Source organism: Altibacter sp. (assembly GCF_019913785.1).
Lineage (GTDB): Bacteria > Bacteroidota > Bacteroidia > Flavobacteriales > Flavobacteriaceae > Altibacter.
Genome location: NZ_JAIOHK010000035.1, coordinates 111,547 through 132,584, shown reverse-complemented (window position 1 = coordinate 132,584; position 21,038 = coordinate 111,547). Strand labels below are relative to the sequence as shown.

17 protein-coding genes are annotated in these 21,038 nt (G+C 41.8%); 14 read left to right on the top strand and 3 right to left on the bottom strand.

From position 1 onward, the window contains the following. The first annotated feature begins 58 nt into the window (after positions 1-58). The 3 genes from K8F54_RS06220 (at position 59) to K8F54_RS06210 (ending at position 3,497) form a co-directional block, all read left to right on the top strand. Positions 59-535: a hypothetical protein gene (locus K8F54_RS06220; RefSeq protein ID WP_290788556.1), complete on the top strand. Its 477-nt coding sequence runs from the start codon at positions 59-61 to the stop codon at positions 533-535. Positions 536-583: 48 nt separating this feature from the next. Further along, on the top strand, positions 584-925 hold the full coding sequence (gene arsC, locus K8F54_RS06215; RefSeq protein WP_290788554.1) for an arsenate reductase (glutaredoxin): 342 nt from the start codon (positions 584-586) through the stop codon (positions 923-925). Positions 926-1,010: 85 nt separating this feature from the next. Then, positions 1,011-3,497, top strand: coding sequence for an outer membrane beta-barrel family protein (locus K8F54_RS06210; protein ID WP_290788552.1), 2,487 nt, complete (start codon positions 1,011-1,013; stop codon positions 3,495-3,497). A gap of 71 nt (positions 3,498-3,568) precedes the next feature. On the opposite strand, the gene K8F54_RS06205 is transcribed toward K8F54_RS06210, so the two are convergent. Next, entirely contained in the window at positions 3,569-3,739 is a 171-nt protein-coding gene (locus K8F54_RS06205) for a hypothetical protein (protein WP_290788550.1), read from the bottom strand. Between the two features lie 156 nt (positions 3,740-3,895). On the opposite strand from K8F54_RS06205, the gene fumC reads away from it, so the two are divergent. From fumC to K8F54_RS06190, 3 genes are all read left to right on the top strand, one after another. Further along, the gene (fumC, locus tag K8F54_RS06200; RefSeq protein WP_290788547.1) at positions 3,896-5,287 is read left to right on the top strand and encodes a class II fumarate hydratase; all 1,392 of its coding nucleotides are present in this window, start codon (positions 3,896-3,898) and stop codon (positions 5,285-5,287) included. A gap of 154 nt (positions 5,288-5,441) precedes the next feature. Next, entirely contained in the window at positions 5,442-6,755 is a 1,314-nt protein-coding gene (locus K8F54_RS06195; protein ID WP_290788544.1) for a 7TM diverse intracellular signaling domain-containing protein, read from the top strand. Between the two features lie 157 nt (positions 6,756-6,912). Beyond that, positions 6,913-8,559: an alkaline phosphatase PhoX gene (locus K8F54_RS06190; protein WP_290788541.1), complete on the top strand. Its 1,647-nt coding sequence runs from the start codon at positions 6,913-6,915 to the stop codon at positions 8,557-8,559. Positions 8,560-8,570: 11 nt separating this feature from the next. On the opposite strand, the gene ccsA is transcribed toward K8F54_RS06190, so the two are convergent. Then, the gene (ccsA, locus tag K8F54_RS06185; protein ID WP_290788538.1) at positions 8,571-11,741 is read right to left on the bottom strand and encodes a cytochrome c biogenesis protein CcsA; all 3,171 of its coding nucleotides are present in this window, start codon (positions 11,739-11,741) and stop codon (positions 8,571-8,573) included. A 66-nt stretch (positions 11,742-11,807) separates the two neighbouring features. Continuing rightward, complete coding sequence (locus tag K8F54_RS06180; RefSeq protein WP_290788535.1) at positions 11,808-12,224, bottom strand: group III truncated hemoglobin; 417 nt, start codon at positions 12,222-12,224, stop codon at positions 11,808-11,810. 59 nt (positions 12,225-12,283) lie between these two features. Between K8F54_RS06180 and K8F54_RS06175 the strand changes: the two genes are divergently transcribed. From K8F54_RS06175 to K8F54_RS06140, 8 genes are all read left to right on the top strand, one after another. Then, on the top strand, positions 12,284-13,048 hold the full coding sequence (locus K8F54_RS06175; RefSeq protein ID WP_290788532.1) for a DUF2520 domain-containing protein: 765 nt from the start codon (positions 12,284-12,286) through the stop codon (positions 13,046-13,048). Beyond that, positions 13,032-13,565 carry an HAD-IIIA family hydrolase gene (locus K8F54_RS06170; protein ID WP_290788529.1) on the top strand — a complete coding sequence of 178 codons (534 nt, stop codon included), beginning with the start codon at positions 13,032-13,034 and terminating at the stop codon, positions 13,563-13,565. Before K8F54_RS06175 ends, K8F54_RS06170 begins: the two co-directional genes overlap by 17 nt. Before the next feature lie 9 nt (positions 13,566-13,574). Continuing rightward, positions 13,575-14,492 (top strand): geranylgeranylglycerol-phosphate geranylgeranyltransferase, encoded by a 918-nt coding sequence (locus K8F54_RS06165; protein ID WP_290788526.1) that lies wholly within the window; start codon positions 13,575-13,577, stop codon positions 14,490-14,492. A 9-nt stretch (positions 14,493-14,501) separates the two neighbouring features. After that, positions 14,502-15,089 carry a Maf-like protein gene (locus K8F54_RS06160; protein ID WP_290788524.1) on the top strand — a complete coding sequence of 196 codons (588 nt, stop codon included), beginning with the start codon at positions 14,502-14,504 and terminating at the stop codon, positions 15,087-15,089. Between the two features lie 34 nt (positions 15,090-15,123). After that, entirely contained in the window at positions 15,124-16,062 is a 939-nt protein-coding gene (locus K8F54_RS06155) for a septum formation inhibitor Maf (protein ID WP_290788521.1), read from the top strand. Beyond that, positions 16,063-16,629 (top strand): mechanosensitive ion channel domain-containing protein, encoded by a 567-nt coding sequence (locus K8F54_RS06150; RefSeq protein WP_290788518.1) that lies wholly within the window; start codon positions 16,063-16,065, stop codon positions 16,627-16,629. Between the two features lie 56 nt (positions 16,630-16,685). Further along, positions 16,686-19,184, top strand: coding sequence for a PIG-L family deacetylase (locus K8F54_RS06145; RefSeq protein WP_290788515.1), 2,499 nt, complete (start codon positions 16,686-16,688; stop codon positions 19,182-19,184). Positions 19,185-19,297: 113 nt separating this feature from the next. Next, entirely contained in the window at positions 19,298-21,001 is a 1,704-nt protein-coding gene (locus K8F54_RS06140; protein WP_290788512.1) for a sodium:solute symporter, read from the top strand. Positions 21,002-21,038: the final 37 nt, after the last annotated feature.

The window sequence follows — 21,038 nt, the reverse complement described above, 5'->3', positions numbered from 1 at the left end:
GACGACAACTAATCTAAATGAGCTACCTTTGTGACCCATATCAAACACACCGCCTAAATTGAAACCCGCCAGCCTTGCCCAACTTAAAAAAGAACTGAAACACAAATCGGGTGACGAATTGGAGGCGTTGGTGCTTCGATTGACCAAGCACAAGACCGAAAACAAAGAACTCCTCACCTATTTGTTGTTCGAAGCAGATGATGAAGCCGGTTTTATTGCGCATATCAAGGAGGATATAGACCACTTGTTTGAGGAGGTCAATACCAATACTATGTATTTTATCAAGAAAGGGATTCGGAAGATCCTGCGTACGCTAAAGCGTTACATTCGCTATTCTCAAAATAAAGAGACGGAAGTGGAACTCCTACTCTACTTTTGCACAAAGATGGCTGCTTTTAGGCCTTCAGTTAAAGAAAACCAAGCCATGGTGTATGTATTTGAAAAACAAAAGGAAATGATTGCAAAGAAGATCGTATCCCTACACGAAGATCTTCAGTACGATTACAGCTTGGAACTGAAACAAATTACATTATAAAAAGCGCTGTGCACAGTACAACGCAAAAACCAAAAAAACCACCGTCACATGATTACCATTTATCACAACCCCCGCTGCAGTAAATCCCGCGAATGCGAAACTTTTTTAGGAGCTTTCGGAAAAGACGTTCGGGTTATAAATTATATGCAAACCCCTTTCACCAAAGAAGAACTTACCAAGGTAATCTCATTGTTAGACATTAAACCCATCGAGTTAGTACGAAAAAACGAAACCATTTGGAAAGAGCTGTTCAAGGATCGCAAAATGACAGATTCCCAGGTGATTAACGCATTTCTGAAACACCCCAAACTAATTCAAAGACCCATTGTGGTATCTGGTGACAAAGCCATCATTGCCAGGCCGCTCGAGCTACTTGATTCAATTTTATAATTTGCACAGGGGATTTTAACAGAAATTTGGCAACCTAGGCTTAAACCTAGGCCTATTTTCGCAGTCAAACTCGCTAAAACCGACTATGAAAAATGTAATCCTCGTTATGCTATTTTTTGTGACCACCACCCTATTGGCACAAAGACCTCAAAATGACACCCCAGTAACTATCACCGGGAAAATCATTGAAGAAGGTACAAATATTCCGCTAGAATACGCCACTGTTGTGTTTCTAGACAAAGACAACAAGATCGTCACTGGTGGAATTACAGATCAATCTGGATCCTATAGTATTGAAGTAGCACCCGGGATATATACCGTTCAGTTTGAATTTATCTCCTATAAAACCGAACAACTTACCAATCAGCGGTTGTTTCAAAACACCACCCTTCCTACGGTCACATTGGCCTTGGATGCCGCCGGTTTGGATGAAGTAGTTATCAGAGCCGAAACAACCGAAGTGCAAGTACGGCTCGACAAGAAAATATACAATATAGGGAAGGATCTTACGACCAGTGGTGCAACCGTTAGCGATGCATTAAACAATGTACCCTCTGTTAGTGTAGATGTGGAAGGGGCCATTAGCCTGCGTGGGAATGAAAACGTTCGTATTCTTATCAATGGAAAACCCTCGGCCATTGCAGGTTTTGGATCGACAGATGCCTTACGCCAATTACCGGCCGAATCGATTGATCGTGTGGAGGTGATTACTTCCCCTTCTGCCCGTTATGATGCCGAAGGAACCGCCGGTATCATTAATATTATCCTTCGGAAGGAAAAGACCCTTGGATTGAATGGTTCCTTGCAAACCAACTTGGGATGGCCCTTGAACAGTGGTATCACGACAAATATCAACCTGCGGACCGACCATTTTAATATCTTTAATACAACCGGAGTTCGCTATAGTGATGCACCCGGGAACGCCTATTTTAAAAACCTCTATTTTTCGGATACCCGAGACAATCCGTTGTTAATCGAAGATCGTGAATACGACCGATTGCGAAAAGGCTTTAATACCAACTTGGGAATTGAATACTTCTTGACAGATAGTTCCTCCCTAACCGCTGTGGGATTCTTCAGAACGGGAGATAACGAGACCACAACGACCAATATCACTAATGAATTCAATCGATCAAACGATTTAGCAGTGATCCGCGAGCGTGTGGAATCTGAAAATGAAGAGGATAAAAGTTACCAGTTTTCGTTGAACTATGTAAATAATTTTAGTCAGGATGGTCATAAGCTAACTGCCGATCTTCAATTCGAAACCGACAAAGAAACCGAATTGTCGCTTATTGAAGAGGCAAATACCTATCCACTTATGGAACGCCTGTCTTCAGAAGACATTACCACCACCCGGGATCAAAAGGAATACCTGGCCCAAATAGATTATGTCCTGCCCATTGGAGAGAATGCACAATTTGAGGCGGGTTACCGCGGTAATTTTGAAGAGACGGTGACCGATTATGTGCTGTTTGAAGAAGTAGGCACTTCGGGAACCTTTGTCCGAAATGATAGCCTATCGAACATTTTTACATATAACGAAAATGTGAATTCGGTCTATTCTCAATACGGAAATAAATTTGGGAAATTCTCTTTCCTACTTGGCTTACGTATGGAAAACACCCAATTGAAAGGAAAGGTATCTGCTGAAGATGTTACCAATGATAGTGACGACCTAAATATCAATTTCGATAAAAATTACACCGGTCTCTTCCCTACGGTAAATCTAATTTATGAATTAGGTGAACGGGAAAACTTTACCTTGGGGTATAACAGAAGGATAAACAGGCCAAGACACTGGTATATCAACCCTTTCCCTTCTCGTTCCAGTGAAGCGAATGTCTTTCAAGGAAACCCAAATTTGGATCCTGCCTATGCCAGTGCTTTCGACCTTGGTTATTTAAAACGCTGGAACAAACTTACTTTGACCTCTTCCATCTATTATCAATATGAAACCGATGCCTTTGAGCGTATTCAAGAAGATACGGGTGAGCTCACTGCCAATGGTATTCCTATACTTAGAACCCTGCCCATAAACCTTTCTACCAATCAGCGATACGGATTTGAAGCAGGTGTACTGTACAATCCGGCAAAATGGTTGCGATTAAATGGTAGTTTCAATTTTTACAAATTCGTGAACGAAGGAGAATTCAACGGAGTTGATTACGGGTCGGAGGATACCAGCTGGTTTGCCCGAGGAAGCGTAAAAGTGACCCTACCCGGAAATGTGGATTGGCAGACCAATGCCTTTTATAGAGGGCCGTCTAACAACTCACAAACCGAATCTGACGGAATATTATCTGTGGATTTAGCATTGAGCAAGGATATTATCAACGACAATGCGACGATAGGATTTAATGTGAGTGATCTATTGAATACCCGGAAACGTTCCTCTGTTACGAATTCAGATACCTTTAGAAGTGAAAGTGAATTTCAATGGAGACAGCGACAATTCAACCTATCGTTTACCTATCGATTTAACGAGAAGAAGAAACGAGAAAGTGGGCGCGGTAACGGCAGCGGCGGAGATGGTTTTGAATTTGAAGGAGGAACAAAAGCAACTCCCTAGTCAGCACAGCCTAGTAAAACAAAAAATCCGCCCATTGGCGGATTTTCTATTTCTATAAAACGAAACACCGGTTAGGCGTTTTTTTCTTTCTTTTTTGCTTCACGCTTTAATTTCCAGTTCTCAAGTAAGGCACCACCAATCCAATAAGGGATGAAGGAAACCAAGAAAATCATCAACCAAAACCCAATGGTCAATATGGTTAAAAAGGCTAAAAATCCTAAGTATTGATCAAATTCGAACATAATAATGCGTGTTTTTATAAGATGGTTCAAAGATAGTGGGATTTTTTCAGAAAAAACAATAATTATTTCTGAATTATTCACATGAAATTAACCAAAAGGAAGGTTGAGTAACTTTTAGCTTTTAAGTACCTTTGTGTGGCGTTAGAAATTACAATTATGGACTACAGAATAGAAAAAGATACCATGGGCGAGGTACAGGTACCTGCCGACAAACTTTGGGGTGCACAAACCGAACGTTCCCGCAACAATTTTAAAATAGGTGCTCCGGCCTCCATGCCTTTGGAAGTGGTTTACGGCTTCGCCTATCTGAAAAAAGCGGCCGCCTTTTCAAATTGCGAATTAGGCGTGCTTTCAGAAGAAAAAAGAGACTATATCGCCGCTGTATGCGATGAAATTTTAAATGGTAAGCACGACGATCAGTTTCCGTTGGTGATCTGGCAGACCGGAAGCGGTACGCAAAGTAATATGAACGTGAACGAGGTAATTGCTAACAGAGCGCAGCAATTGGCCGATAAAAAGATAGGAGAAGGAGACAAAACCCTACAACCTAACGACGATGTGAACAAATCGCAGTCTTCTAATGATACCTTCCCCACCGGCATGCACATTGCAGCCTATAAAAAAGTAGTGGAAACCACTATACCGGGTGTGCAACAACTTCAGAAAACATTGGCAAAAAAAGCATTCGATTTCAAAGATATAGTGAAAATAGGTCGTACCCATTTAATGGATGCGACACCTTTAACGCTGGGACAAGAGTTTAGCGGCTACGCTTCGCAACTGGAACACGGTTTAAAAGCCCTACAAAATACACTCCCCCACCTTTCTGAACTCGCCTTAGGAGGAACAGCGGTTGGTACGGGAATTAATACCCCAAAAGGTTATGCTGAAAACGTGGCCGGATATATCGCCAAGTTCACGGGCTTGCCCTTTATCACAGCAAAGAATAAGTTTGAAGCCTTGGCGGCACATGATGCCATTGTAGCATCACACGGGGCGCTAAAGCAACTGGCAGTGTCCTTAAACAAGATTGCCAACGACATAAGACTGCTGGCCAGTGGCCCGCGTAGTGGAATTGGAGAAATCACAATTCCCGCAAACGAACCGGGTTCTTCTATCATGCCCGGAAAAGTAAATCCTACCCAATGTGAAGCACTTACCATGGTATGCGCACAGGTAATAGGTAATGATGTGGCGATTTCGGTGGGTGGCATGCAAGGGCATTTCGAATTAAACGTATTTAAACCGGTAATGGCAGCGAATTTCTTACAATCGGCTCAGTTGATTGGTGATGCCTGTGTGTCGTTCGACGAACATTGCGCTCAAGGCATAGCACCTAACAAAGAAGTAATTGAGAAACTGGTGAACAACTCATTGATGTTGGTCACCGCCTTAAATACCAAAATTGGCTATTACAAAGCCGCCGAAATTGCAAATACAGCGCATAAAAATGGAACAACACTTAAAGAGGAAGCTGTTAATCTGGGATATGTTACTTCGGAAGAATTTGACGCCTGGGTAAAGCCGGAAGATATGATTGGCGATTAATCGCTCTAAACGAAACAAAACGTCTACTTGTTAAAAATGCTGTTCTTTATAGAATAGCATTTTTTGTCTTAAATATCGATTAAGTGCAAATAAATTAGGTGAAATGTAATTTTTGCGTATATTCGAGTACCCAAATTTATTAAACCTACTTATTATGAGGCTACGATTTTTACCCCTCGCGTTGTGTCTTTTATGTATCTTTTCGGTGAAATCTGTGATGGCTTTTTCTGAAAATAACACCTCTTTAATCAGCCTGAAAAGCTTTGATTTTAAAGCAGTTTCGTTAAAAGTGAAAGATGAAAAACCCATAAAGGATCTTTCAAAAATTAAACAGGAAAACACCTCCTATCAGTCCCCAAAAACAAGTGTCGCCTACCATAACGTGACTAGCGCCCAAAATCCTAAAATTTCTTATTATGAGGAATTTTCCTACAAAAATGATGAGCTAATTTCAGGAGGAAATACGAGAATTTCGGAAAAAAATGAGGTTATAGCTTCCAGCGGTACACAAAATACAGCTGAATCCTTTAAAAATGGCATGTACTACGGCTTTGCCTTAATGGTAATACTGTTAAACCTGGTGTGCTATTTTCTATTTGATGAAAAAGTATTCCTGCGCTACAGTCTTGCCCTGACCGGAATTATTGCCACTTTCTTTTTAAGTGATGGATTATTTACATTGATCGGACTTGAAGCACTTCAAAGTACAGAGGTCGTACAAGCTATCTTTCTGTTAACAACTGCTGCCCTCAGTGCCTGGTTTGCTTCTAAGTACTTAAACCTGGCCGAATTCTATCCAAAAATAAGATGGGTCGCATCACCCTTACTCGGTACTACTATAATTATTATTGCATTGGCATGGGTTACCGAAAGTCACCTACTGGCAACGCTCGCCAATACTGTGTCATTAGGGATTATCGCCACCTACTTTATGGCGGGTGTATTCCTTTTCAGCAAGAAAAACTATGCAAAATTTTATGTGATCGCCACTGCCATTCCAGTATTGTTCGCAATTGACTTCTTTGTACTTAAAAATTTCGGATTTAATTTCTTGGCTACTGAAACAGCACATCTCAAAGCAGCCACACTGGTAGAGATGTTGGTGCTTACATACGCCATTATGTATCGAATGCGCGCCATAAAAGAAGAAAGTCAATTACGGCAAACCGAACTCCGTATCTTCCTGAAGCGACAGGAGGTGATGACGCGCAAGAACGCGGCCAAGCTCATGGAAGACGTTTATTTGGAAAATCTTATCATGCATTACGATTTGGATGGTTTGGAAATAAAATTGCTTCAATATATTTCTGAAGGGAAAGAGAACTCAAAAATAGCGAGAAAGTTAAAAACCACCGAAGCAGAAATAGAACATTTAACTACCGAATTATATCATAAATTAGAGATCAGCGAACACATTCAGGAAGATTACCTCATGGTCGATAACCAACCCGATTATATCTATAATTAACCCTCAATATAACCTACCCTAATTCAACTAAGATAAAAGGATGCACAACTTATGTGTGTCCTTTTATTATGTAAGCAAATTTTAAAATAGCCTTAAGACCAATTTTAGATAGAAATTGTACTTTTGAAACCACTACGATTCGATTAAAATTCATAGCATGATTCAACGCAGAAGTTTTCTATCGCTTTTAGGAAAGGGAGCTGCAGGTACTATCTTACTTCCCTCCTTATACATTGGCTGTAGAAACAGGGTAACCAATTTAGCCGAAGTCGCTTCAACCAGGATACAACAGTTAAAATCGGTTGTGCTAAAGGGCATAAAACCTATCAGTTCGGACAATCTGGAATTGGCCGAAACCTTGAACTATAACACCCTTATCAAATGGAGAGACCCTATTAGCGACAAAGACACCTTTGGGTTTGACAACGACTTTACCTGCTTTATTCCTTTAAATGAAGAGGGCAATGACGGACTCCTTTGGGTGAATCACGAAGCGGTAAATCGTTTGTTTGTTTCCGGTTATCGTCGCGGTGATGAACGTACTCTAGAGCAGGTTGACAAAGAAATGTACGAACTGGGCGGAAGTATCATTCGGATTCAGAAAAAAAATGAAGCCTGGTATATCATTCCAAATGACCCCTTAAACCGACGAATCACAGCAAAAACCGAAATTGCTCTCAACTGGGATACCCCTATCAAAGGAGCTAAGACCGTTATAGGCACGCACAGCAACTGTTCCGGAGGGATCACCCCTTGGGGAACCATCCTCACCTGCGAAGAAAATTACCAAGATTATTACGGAGAAACCCTTTTCGATGAAGTGAACAACCCTTCTCATGAGGACAGCTATATTGGCTGGGAAAAATTCTACAACTACCCTACCGAACATTATGGCTGGGTGGTTGAAGTAGACCCAATTACCGGAAACGCAATGAAACATATTGCCTTGGGGCGTATGGCACATGAATGCTGTACATTGGTTGAATTGGAAGACAAGCGCATTGTTGCCTATACTGGAGATGATATGGAACATCAGCATATCTATAAATTTATTGGCTCCAAACCCGGTTCTTTGAAAGAAGGTACGTTGTATGCAGCCGATACCGTCAATGGAAAATGGATTTCGTTGGATTACAACGCCCAGCCGGTACTTCAGCAACGCTTTAAAGACCAAACCGAAGTCCTAATCAGAGCCCGAGAAGCCGCTCGTTTAGTGGGGGCCACGCCCCAAGCTCGCCCTGAGGATATTGAGATCGACCCCTTGACCGGACATGTGGTGATAGCCCTCACCAATAGTTACGAAACCAATGACCACCACGGAAGCATCCTTAAGATTGTTGAAACGAATAATCAATACGATGCGTTAACCTTTACCGCCGAAGCCTTGGTTACCGGTGGCCCTGAAAGTGGTTTTAGCTGTCCGGACAATCTGGTCTTCGACTTAGCAGGAAATCTTTGGTTTACATCAGATATCAGCGGTAGCAGGATGAATACCCCGAAGCGGCCCTGGTATGTTGAATTTAAGAACAATGGGCTTTTTGTTTTGATACGCCATGGGGAAGATGCCGGAAAGATCATTCAAATTGCCAGTGCACCTATGGATGCCGAACTTACAGGGCCGTGGTTTTCGCCAGATTATAAAACCTTATTTCTAAGTGTACAGCATCCCGGAGAACAATCGGGTTCACTGGAAACACTAACAAGTACTTGGCCTCACGATTCTGACGGCATTCCAAAACCATCGGTGGTGTGTATTCAGGGAGCTTTATTAGAAAAGCTCAATCACCTGGACAAGTTGGTTTAAGGTAGCCACCTTTATTTTGAAATATAAAACTTTCGGTATCTAAAATAGGCCGCCATACTCAATACAAAGGCAAAGGCAACAACGTAATACACAAAAGTTGGCGTTGCCGGAGCATCACCGCTCGCATAGGAGTGTAATCCACTCAGATAAAAGTTCACTCCAAAATAAGTCATCATAATGGACGCATACGCAAACAGCGCCATCACATTGAAAAACCATCTACCGCGCAACCCGGGTACCAGTCGCATATGGATGACGAAGGCGTAAATCATAATGCTAATCAGAGCCCAAGTCTCTTTGGGGTCCCAACCCCAATAACGTCCCCAGCTCTCATTGGCCCACATCCCACCAAGGAAGTTACCAATGGTCAACATCACCAAACCAACTGTCAAAGACAATTCGGTAATAATGGTGAGCTCTTTAATATTGAGGTCCATTCGTTTAAAATTCTTTTTGGTAGTCATCAACATCAGCAATAAGGAGGTAGCCGCTAAAATCATCCCTAATGTAAACGGCCCGTAACTCGCTACAATCACCGCCACGTGGATCATCAACCAATAACTATCTAAAACAGGTTGTAGGTTCGCAATGGCCGGATCCAACCAGTTAAGATGCGCCGCCCAAAGGATGATGGAGGCCACAAAAGCAGTGGACGCTACGGTAAGGTCACTTTTCCTTCCAAATGCCAGTCCGAAGAAGACCGTAGCCCACCCCACATAAATAACCGACTCATAGGCATCGCTCCAGGGCGCATGGCCACTAATGTACCAACGCACCGCAAGGCCGAGGGTCATTAGGATAAATAGTACCCAGATACTATATTTGAAAACCGAGACGACCCTATTAACCATCCTTGCTTCGGTAAAGATCTGCATGATGATAAACATAAACATCAGCGCTCCCAGCACTGCGAAATACTTGTAAAGACGATTAAATAGATCGACTTTATTATAAATGATTTCCGCCTTTATTTTATTTTCTGAAGGCATTACTTGGTTACCGTGTTTTTTCTGAAACTTGGTAATGCCGCCCAAAATTTCTTCGGCTTCGGAATAATCCCCAGTTTTTCTGGCCTCGCGAAGCGATTGAAAGTAAATAGGAAGGATGGTTCTTGTGACCGTTGAATCCATTCCGGTGAAATTCGCCTCGTTCAACTCAGGGTACGAAACCCATTTGTTGTTTTCGTTGTTGGGTAGCGGAAATATTTTCAGAATACTCCCACTCAGTGCCTGATTCAGAATATAAAAATTCTCGTGTGCCTTGATAAAATCCTTTTCAAACTGATTGGGATTGGTTTTTTTGGTAGCGGCTTCCAGATAGGGCTCTAGTCTATAATTGGCTTTTTCATCAAAAAGATCTAAAAGCGAAATATATTTGGTGTCATCGGGTACCCCCACCACATGGCGTATACTGTCATTACCACGTTTTAAGGCAATAATGGGCGCTTGTGACCACAGGGAAGGGAATTCGGTCATGGAAAGAAACACCTGATTGGCATCTAGTCCTTCGTAGGAGTTCTTTTTACTGACTTTCCGAAGTAATTCACTGGCAAACGTATTGATGGGCTTCATACGTCCGTTATCCTGAATGATAAGCTGCGCAAATTTGGCTGCATGGTCCTTGGAAGCTATATTCGCTTTAATCACCGAATCAATTTGCGTTTTGGTGGCTTTGCTGTGCTTCGGATTTAACTGATCCTGTTGTGCAAAACCTGAGGCGGAGAACAATACAAGCAAGAAAAGCAACAACTTCGATTTTTTCTTTTTCACCTTTTCCAACGTATTTTTCAACGAGGCAAAGCGGGTATTCTTGTCAAAGAGGATGGCCATCAGTCCAAAATACAATAAGAAATAACCAAAATAGGTGATCCAAGTGCCCCACCAGTCGTGGTTTACCGAAAGTATGGTCCCTTTCTCATCGGGATCGAAACCCGATTGAAAAAAACGGTACCCCTTGTGATCCAGTACATGGTTCATATAAATTTCGTAATCGAAGAATTCCTTGTCCGAATCATTGATCGTCACCTTACTTCTAAAGGCGGAATAGCCCTTTTCCGTTCCGGGATATTTGTCGGCAATAAAATCGTTAAGTGTAATACTAAAAGGCAAATCATGCGTTTTAGAACCGTAGGTAAGATAGACTTTCAAGTCGTTTATTTCTACTAGTGTAGGATCCGGTCTGGAGCCCTTTCCTCCCAGTAATTCGACAGTTTTAGTTTTTCCTTCTGAAGCTACTTCCAAAATCAAGGCGTCCTGGTTGGTAGGTTCATTTTTTGGCGCAGGAACAATGCCGTAGGCTCCTTTGGTCACCGGTTCGGGAATCACAAAGGACATTCCTCCCAATTGATACAACGACCGAAGCATTAGCGGCTGGGTACTATCCTTGACAACCCGTCCCTCTTCTTGGTCGGCCATTCTCAAAAAACTACCCTCAAAAGGAGTTTCAAGACTATAACTTCCATCCTCCGAATAGGTAATATTTATGGCTCCCGGAGTGGGTTTATTTATTGCAAAAAGGATGTTGTGAATATCTGTAACTTCCCCTAATTTAATCCAGTGTTCATGTCGTGTACCATCACCGGCCTCCACAATTTTAAGGTATTCTTCCCCGGTATCGGAAGGGACCAATCCTTCCTTGGCATTTTTAAAGAAGTCTTTATAGGTGATGGTGACCGGTTTTTTGTTATAATCGGTCGTAATTTTAAAATCGTTATCCAAGCGCTCTGAAAGGCGTACTTTTTTTGGATCTACCTTGCGCCGTTGTGGCACCCCATCAATTTTATAATCTCCATCAATAAATGCTGTCACATAGGTTTCGTCCGATAACATAACGTTTTCGGTGGCTCCCTCGCGAATACTGATTACTCCTTCAAATCCGATATAACGCGTGACAAAGGCACCTATCAATATTAAAATAAAGGCTAGGTGTAAGGACAAGGTTGCCCATTTTTCTTTTCTTAAAAGCCGGTATTTAAAAATGTTTCCTACAAAGTTAATCACGAAGATCCCCATAATGGCTTCAAACCACCAGGCATTGTAGATAAGTTCCCTGGTAAGCGGAGTTGGAGACGTTTCTGCAAACCGGTCAAGCCAGGTTCCTGTGGCCATCGCAGCGGCAAAAACAAGAAATAAAACAGCGGTGAGACGAGTGGAAAAAAGGACAGCAGCTATTTTCTTTTGCATGAGGCGAATTTTGGTGCAAATTTAAGTAATTACTATCATTCTAACTACTTAAAATTGTTAAGGAATTCATACTTCATTTACACCTTTGTTCCTTGCTTGAAAGATATGAATATGAATATGACTCGCCATGTTTCGAGCCCTGTTCTTCGCTATTTGAGCGGTTTCTCCTTCAAATAATGCGTCGATAGTCTGGTACCATAAATTTATCCAGGTGCCAAAATGCAGCTCGTTGATCTTCCCGTCAAACTTCTTATCCACCTCAATATGCTTTTCTATTGGGTTTCCTTTATAGGTCTTTGCAAAGAACAGATTGGTTTCCCAGAAATCGGTTAAATGTTCCAAATGATGTTTCCAATCGGTAATAACTCCATTAAAAATTGGTCCTAACAAAGCGTCTTTTCGCACCTTTCCGTAAAAAGTAGAAACTAAAAGAAAAATATCGTTTCGGTTTTTAATATCCTGTCGTTCTTGTGTAGATTTCATTCTATAAAGTTATTGTATATTTTAAAATATAACCATAAAAAAGTTTTTACCTTCGTCGTATGATTCGCGTTGTATTTCTAGGCTTCGGAAATGTAAATTACAATTTATGTAATACCTTACATAAACAGCCTTATGTTGCTGTAGTACAGATATATAACAGAAGTGAAAGTGCAGTTTCAGCGGCATTTAACACAATTCCATTTACCCATAAACTTTCAGAAATTGTCGAAGCCGATGTATACATCATTGGTATAACGGACGATGCAATCGCGGCATTTTCGAGTTCATTGCCCTTTAAAAACCAACTTGTAGTTCACACTTCGGGAGGGGTATCGATGGAGGTGCTTTCAGATAGAAACAGAAAAGGGGTATTTTATCCCTTGCAAACGTTTTCAAAACAAAGGGCGGTCGATTTTACTGAAATACCAATCTGTGTAGAAGCAGCAAATCCTTCGGACGTGGTATTGCTCAAAAAACTAGGTGGTTATATTTCTGAAAAGGTGGTTGAAATAACTTCCGAAGAACGCGCGAAACTCCACCTAGCAGCCGTCTTTGTCAATAACTTTGTGAATCATATGTATGCGATTGGACATGAAATTCTTTCAGAAAATAACATAGCATTCGAGCTTTTACAACCGCTCATTTCAGAAACAAGCAGTAAAATACTAGGCTTATCCCCTTCTGAAGCGCAAACGGGTCCCGCAAAACGCAATGACCAAAAAACAATTGAAAAACATTTACATTTGTTACGGGACAGTGAACATTTAGCACTGTATCGACAATTAACGGAAGCGATTCGAACCAAATATGGAAAAAAGTTATAAAGAGTACCTGCAACACATCACTACCTTTGTATTCGATGTGGATGGTGTCCTCACCGACGGGACTATCTTAATCACCACGCAAGGCGAAATGTATCGCACCATGAACACCAAGGATGGATTTGCGTTAAAGCAAGCACACGAACAAGGCTATAGGGTCTGTATTATCTCGGGAGGTACCAACGAAGGAGTCCGTAAGCGTCTGGAAGGTCTTGGCCTTACCGATATCTTTCTTGGAGCCCATCACAAAACAGAAACCTTGACGGAGTATCTAAAAAGCAATGGGCTGAAACGCGAAAATGTATTGTTTATGGGTGATGACATACCAGATCTATATGTGATGCAAGAAGTAGGATTGCCTTGTTGCCCACAGGATTCGGTGCCGGAGATCAAGGAGATCTCAAAATATGTCTCTCACAAAAAAGGTGGAAAGGGCTGTGTTCGCGACGTTATCGAGCAGGTGTTAAAGGTACAAGGCAAATGGATAAGCAATGGCAGTGCCAGTGCAAAATATGATTAACTATTTGGTATGAGTATTTTAAAACTTGTCCGTCCGGTAAACTTACTACTCATCGCACTTTCTCAGATTTTTGTAAAATTTGCACTTTTTCAACCGAGTATTTCAGCTAGCAGTTTAAGCACCTTAGGATTTGTCCTTTTGGTCATCGCTACACTGTGTATAGCCGCGGGTGGAAATATCATTAATGACATTTACGATGTAGATATTGATCGCATTAACAAGCCGGACAAGGTGTTAATAGGTAAAATGGTGGGTGAGAAAATTGCCAATCGATGGTATATCGCACTAACGGTGCTTGGTGTTGGGATTGGATTTTATTTGTCGAATGCCATTGGAAGACCCGGATTTGCAGCCTTATTCATAGTAATTTCAGCCTTATTATATGTATATGCTTCCTACTTAAAAGGAATACTGATTGTAGGAAATTTGCTAGTTTCAGGCCTAGTTGCCATGAGTTTGCTTATTGTGGGCTTATTCGACTTGCTTCCTGCCATCACGGCCGAAAATCAGTCGTCACAATTAGCAATTTTTAAGATAGTTCTGGCCTATGCTCTTTTTGCCTTTCTCCTCAACCTTATTCGAGAGATCGTAAAGGATATACAGGATATCAACGGAGATAAGAACGGTGGCTTGAATACCCTTCCTATTGCCATTGGAAGAAAACGAACCACTACATTGGTTTTTATTTTAGGTGTTTTCACTATCTGCTGTGTAGTTTATTATATGTACCTCCATTTATATGATTCACAATTAATGGTGATCTACTTTTTAGTGCTGATTGTGGGACCGTTGCTCTACTTTGTTACAAGAGCATGGAGCGCGATAAATCCTAAGGATTTTGTGTTACTCTCAAACTTGCTGAAAGTGATCATGTTTTTAGGAATTAGCTCGATGTGGTTGTACCCTTTAATAAATATTGAACACTAAACACTATCCATGTTACGAGAAGCATTAAAAAAATACAATATCATACTCGCTTCGGGCTCACCCAGAAGGCAGGCCTTTTTTAAAGAATTGGATTTAGACTTTACCATTGAGGTAAGGGAGATAGAAGAAACCTATCCCGAATCGTTAAAAGCTTCGGAAATTACCGACTATCTTTCTCAACTAAAAGCTTCCGCCTTTACCGATCTTTCTGAAAGGGATATGGTGATTACCAGCGACACCATTGTTTGGAAGGATGGAAAAGCGATAGGAAAACCAAAAAATTACGAAGAAGCCAAACAAATGCTTCAAAATTTGAGTAACGAGATGCACGAAGTAATTACTTCGGTGTGTTTCACCGGAAAAGAATTTCAGGAAACCATTCACGACACGACCAAAGTATGGTTTAAACCGCTTTCGGAGGCCGAGATTGACTATTACCTCAACACTTATCAACCCTACGACAAGGCAGGGAGTTATGGGGTACAGGAATGGATTGGTTATATTGCCATGGAACGTTTGGAAGGCTCTTATTTTAATGTAATGGGCCTGCCAACACATCTTGTTTACAAAACGTTAATGGCTCTGGCAAAGCGTTAATTTTGTAGTATTTTTGCTCCAAAATAAATTGAATATGAAATTTCACAATTCTATTGGAATGCTACTGCTGCTTCCGCTATTGCTATTTTCCTGCGATTCCTCCGAAAAGAGTGCATTGGACAAAGGCATTTCAGAAAAAAAAGCAGTCATCAAAGAAACCAAGATGCGAAATGTGAGTGAGCAATTTAAGGCGTATTGGTTTGACGGTACGGCAGAAATCACTTCCTATGAGCTTGTGCAAGAACGATATGGAGAATTACGAGCAGGGACGGCAGTGAACATATTTGTAACCGAAGATTTTTTAGCCGAAGCCCAGGTAAAGGCCAACAATGCGTCCGAATCAAACATTCCTGTACTCAAACTCAACAGCACAAAAAACTTCTTGACCGGAATTTATCCCTATTCTATTATGACCAGTACGTTTAACCCGGTGAATACGCAGCAACACGCATTAAAAGTTAGTAACTCGGTACAAGAATGGTGTGGTCAGGCATATATTCAGCTTAACAATAAAGCCGCTTTTGAGGTGCTGTCGCATTCGTATTTTGAAGGAGAGGCAGATCAGACATTCAGCTTACCGAAAACTTGGTTAGAAAATGAGTTGTGGAATCTCATTCGACTGAATCCGGAAGAGTTACCAACGGGAGATATCTCTGTGATCCCTTCTCTTGAATACATACGGTTGCTACACAAAACCCCTATGGCCTATCCGGCCTATGCCTCGTTGAAACAAGGAGATTCGTTGACTGTGTATGCCATCAATTATCCCGAGTTGCAACGACAGTTAACAATCTATTTTAAAAGTGTTTTCCCGTACGAGATCGAAAAGTGGGAAGAAACCAATGCCACCGACCCAAAAGACACGCTTCGTTTAAAGACTACGGCAACGAAAATTAAATCGATTCGATCTGCATACTGGACAAAGAATAGTAATAAATATGTAGCTTTACGCGACTCATTAGGGCTAAACTAAATGGAAGAATTTTTCGATAATCACCTACTTCAAATGGTACAAACAGGAGCACACGTACTCTTCTTTGTTATCCTGCGATGGATCTTAATTAGATTGGTAAAACGCTTTGCGAAGAAGTCTGAAAAGGTAGAGCACCGTACCGGACTCATACTAAAATATATAGACTTTCTTACCATTTTCTTATTGGTTCTTGGACTCTTCCTTATATGGGGAGTTGAGTTTGCCGACTTGGGTTTTGTTATGTCTTCGGTTTTCGCCGTAATTGGTGTAGCCTTATTTGCACAATGGTCCATCCTAAGTAATATTACCAGCGGTGTGATTATGTTTTTTACCTTTCCTTATAAAATTGGTGATTATATAAAGGTACACGACAAGGAATTTCCCTATGAAGGCATCATTGAAGATATTAAAACCTTTCACCTAATTGTAAAAACTACAGAAGGTGAGCTAATCACCTACCCGAATAGTCTTATGCTTCAAAAAGGAGTAAGCGTGATAAAGCCCGATGAAATTAATGAGTTTTTATTGGACGACGATAAAAATGTTAAAGAACAGCCAATAGATTAAACTACTTTTTGATTTTGGGTATCTTTGGAAGTACCATAAAATTCAAAGAAGTAATTATGCGCATACGTACGGCACCTCTATTCTTTTTATTGCTTTGTATTACCTCCCTATTTGCCCAACAGCCTTCAAAACCAACCGCTTCCGAAATATACCACGAACTGCAAAAGTTAAACTTCCTCGGTTCGGCCTTGTACATTGCAGCACACCCGGATGACGAAAATACGAGGCTTATCTCCTACCTCTCCAACGACGTAAAAGCGCGTACCGCCTATCTGTCGTTGACCCGTGGTGATGGAGGACAAAATTTGGTAGGTCCCGAGATTAGAGAATTACTTGGCGTGATCCGGACGCAAGAGCTTCTGGCGGCACGTCGTACCGATGGCGGGCAACAATTGTTTACCCGTGCCAACGACTTCGGGTACTCCAAACACCCTGATGAAACACTAGATATTTGGAACAAAAATGAAGTTCTGAGCGATGTTGTTCGTGCCATCCGAAAATTTAAACCAGATATTATTGTAAACAGATTTGATCATCGCAGTCCGGGCAGTACTCATGGACACCACACTTCTTCGGCCATGTTGAGCTTTGATGCCTTTGACCTGGTGGGTGATGCCACAAAATATCCCGAAACCGCTAAAGAATTTGGTATTTGGCAACCGAAACGACTCTTCTTCAACACCTCATGGTGGTTCTATGGAAGTCAGGAGAATTTTGACAAAGCCGACAAGACCAATCTCGTGGAAGTTGAAACCGGGAGCTACTACCCTTCCCTTGGTTTGTCCAATGGTGAAATTGCCTCCTTGAGTCGGAGTATGCACAAATCGCAAGGCTTCGGAAGTACGGGTTCACGTGGTCGTCAGACTGAATACTTGGAATTCTTAAAAGGTGATTTTCCTTCCGAAAAAGGGAATTTATTCGACGGAATTAACACCACTTGGACGCGTTTGGAGGGAGGTGCCCCTATTGGAGTACTTTTGGCTGAAGTGGAAAAAGAATTCGATTTTACAAATCCTTCGGCTAGTGTTCCAAAATTATTACAAGCCTTTGATCTTATTCGTAAACTTCCCGAAGGACATTGGAAAACGGTGAAGCTGGAAGCCATTAAGAACATTATCGCGGCTTGTACAGGTTTGTATTTAGAAGCCGTTGCAAGTGAACAAACCGTTGCGCCCAAAGGAGAAGTAAAAGTCACTATTGAAGCAATCAATCGTTCGAAAGTTTCCATGACACTTAATTCGGTAAACTCTACTGTGATCGCCTTTCCAAATTCATTAATGGCTACTCCCCTGCCGTATAATAAGTCGTATTCGCTTGAAAGTGTTGAGCAAACGTTTTCAGGAACCGAATATAGTGCTCCGTATTGGCTGAGTAAAAAGGGAACACTAGGGATGTATCGGGTAGATGACAAAAGTCTTATAGGTGTGCCTGAGCGTACCAACCAATTTCCGGTAACCTTTTATATGACTATTGATGGAAGGCAAATTAGTTATGAAAGAAATATCGTGTACAAGTACAATGACCCGGTAGCCGGTGAAGTGTATCGCCCTTTCGAAGTGTTGCCTGAAGTGACTTCAGCTATTTCAGAAAAAGTACTCATTTTTGCCTCCAACGATGCCAAAGAGATTCCTGTAATCGTACGGGCGGGCCGAGACAATATCAGCGGAACCGTAATACTGCAACATCCAAGTGGCTGGGTGGTGACACCTGCGCAACACAGCTTTAGCATTTCACAAAAGGGGCAGCAACAAACGGTCATCTTTACGGTACAACCACCCAAGGAGCAGCACGATGGCTATATAAAACCCTTGGTACAAGTAGGTGATGCCTATTACGATACCGAACTGGTGACCATCGATTATGATCATATTCCGTTTCAAAGTGTGCTATTGCCTTCGGAAGCAAAAGTGGTACATATTGATATTCAGAAAAAGGGACAGCATATTGGCTATATTAACGGTGCCGGGGATGCAATACCGGAAAGTCTGAAGCAAATTGGTTATACGGTGACTACGATTCTTCCTTCAGAAATAACTTCAGAAAATTTAAAACAATTTGACGCTATCGTGGTGGGCATACGCGCCTACAACACGGTACCCGAATTGGATTTCAAACAAACCGAACTCAATACATATGTAAATAATGGCGGGACACTACTGCTTCAGTACAATACCAGTCGCGGCATGAATGATACCGAATTAGGTCCTTTACCTCTTAAACTTTCACGCGATCGCGTTACCGATGAAAATTCAGAAGTAGAAATCTTAGCCCCAAATCACACCGTACTCAATTCGCCCAACAAGATCACTCAAAACGATTTTAAGAACTGGGTGCAGGAGCGCGGACTTTATTTCCCGGGTGAGTGGGATCCTGCCTTTACCCCTATTTTGGGAATGCACGACAAAGGCTATCCCCAAACAAAAGGTTCGCTATTGGTGGCCAAATACGGAAAAGGACATTATATTTACACAGGACTGAGCTTCTTTAGAGAGCTCCCTGCCGGGGTTCCGGGTGCCTATCGCCTGTTTGCTAATCTATTGTCCTTGGGAAACTAATATGACCGAAGAAAAACAAAAATTCGTCTGGAAATGGAAGTACACGCTGGTGTTGCTATTTAATGCCCTGTACATTGTGCTTTTTTATTTTTTAATGCAACACTACGCCTGATATGCAACAAATCGATTGGATTGTACTTGGGAGTACCCTCCTGTTTATTGTGCTGTACGGCACCTATAAAAGCCGTGGCAGTAAAAATGTAACCGACTACCTCAAGGGTGGCAATGAGGCCAAATGGTGGACCATAGGACTGAGTGTTATGGCAACTCAGGCGAGTGCCATAACCTTCCTTTCTACTCCGGGACAGGCCTTTCACGACGGGATGGGCTTTGTGCAATTCTATTTTGGACTGCCTATTGCAATGGTGGTGATCTGTCTGGTGTTCATTCCTATTTATCATAAATTAAAAGTATTTACGGCCTACGAATATCTGGAGACGCGATTCGATCTAAAAACGCGAACCCTAACGGCCATCCTCTTTTTAATACAACGTGGCTTGGCTGCAGGAATTACCATTTTTGCGCCATCGATTATTCTATCTGCGGTGCTGGGATGGAATTTGATCTACCTCAATATCATCATTGGAATTTTAGTGATTATCTATACGGTGAGCGGTGGCACCAAGGCCGTTAGCGTTACTCAAAAACAACAAATGGCGGTGATCTTTGCGGGTATGTTTATTGCCTTTTTATTAATTCTGAATTACCTACCACTCGATATTTCACTTTCCAATGCCTTGGAAATAGCCGGGGCGAACGGAAAAATGGAGATCCTCGATTTTTCCTTCGACTTTAATAACCGATACACCTTTTGGAGCGGTATTATTGGCGGTACCTTCCTAGCCCTCTCCTACTTTGGAACCGATCAAAGTCAGGTGCAGCGCTACCTCTCGGGGAAATCTGTAAAACAGAGTCAGATGGGGCTTATCTTCAACGGCATTATGAAGGTACCTATGCAGTTCTTTATCCTCTTAGTAGGGATCATGGTCTTTGTGTTCTATCAATTCAACAGTTCACCGCTGCATTTTAATCCGGCGGCGGTAAAAGATGTGATGGCTTCGCCCTATGCACAGGAGTATCAGGATTTGGTTTCCGAAAAAATGGCTCTGGACGAACAACTCATCACCAAACAGTTGGAATTTTCGCGAACTGAGGATGCTTCCGAAAAAGAATTACTGAAAGAAGAGATACAGATCATAAATATAACGGAGGACGAATTGCGAGTGCAGTCCAAGGCTGTGATCAAAAAGGCCAATCCCGACGCCGAAACCAACGATAAGGACTACGTCTTTGTGCATTTCATATTAGAAAACCTACCCAGGGGGCTTATCGGACTCCTATTGGCGGTAATACTAAGTGCAGCCATGTCGTCCACAGCATCCGAATTGAATGCCTTGGGCTCCACAACTACTATGGATCTCTATGCCCGGAATGTAGGCATACGAAATGATAAGCACTATGTGCGTGCCTCCAAGTGGTTTACACTTTTGTGGGGTGTCATGGCGATTTTAGTAGCCTGCTTCGCCAATTTGTTTGACAACCTTATCCAATTGGTGAATATAATCGGCTCGATTTTCTACGGAAATATATTAGGGGTCTTCCTTCTGGCCTTTTTCTTTAAGTATATCAAAGGCAATGCTGTTTTTATAGCGGCTCTAATTAATCAAGCCTTGGTGATTGGTCTGTACTTAATGGATGAATTTGAAATCATCAACCTTCCCTATTTATGGCTTAACTTTGTGGGATGTGTTACGGTAATGGCCATGGCATTTTTATTACAGGCGACCGTTATGAAAAACGGCACAGCTGAAAAGTAGGTCCAACGAATAGTCGCTGTTATAATTTTTTTGCGTA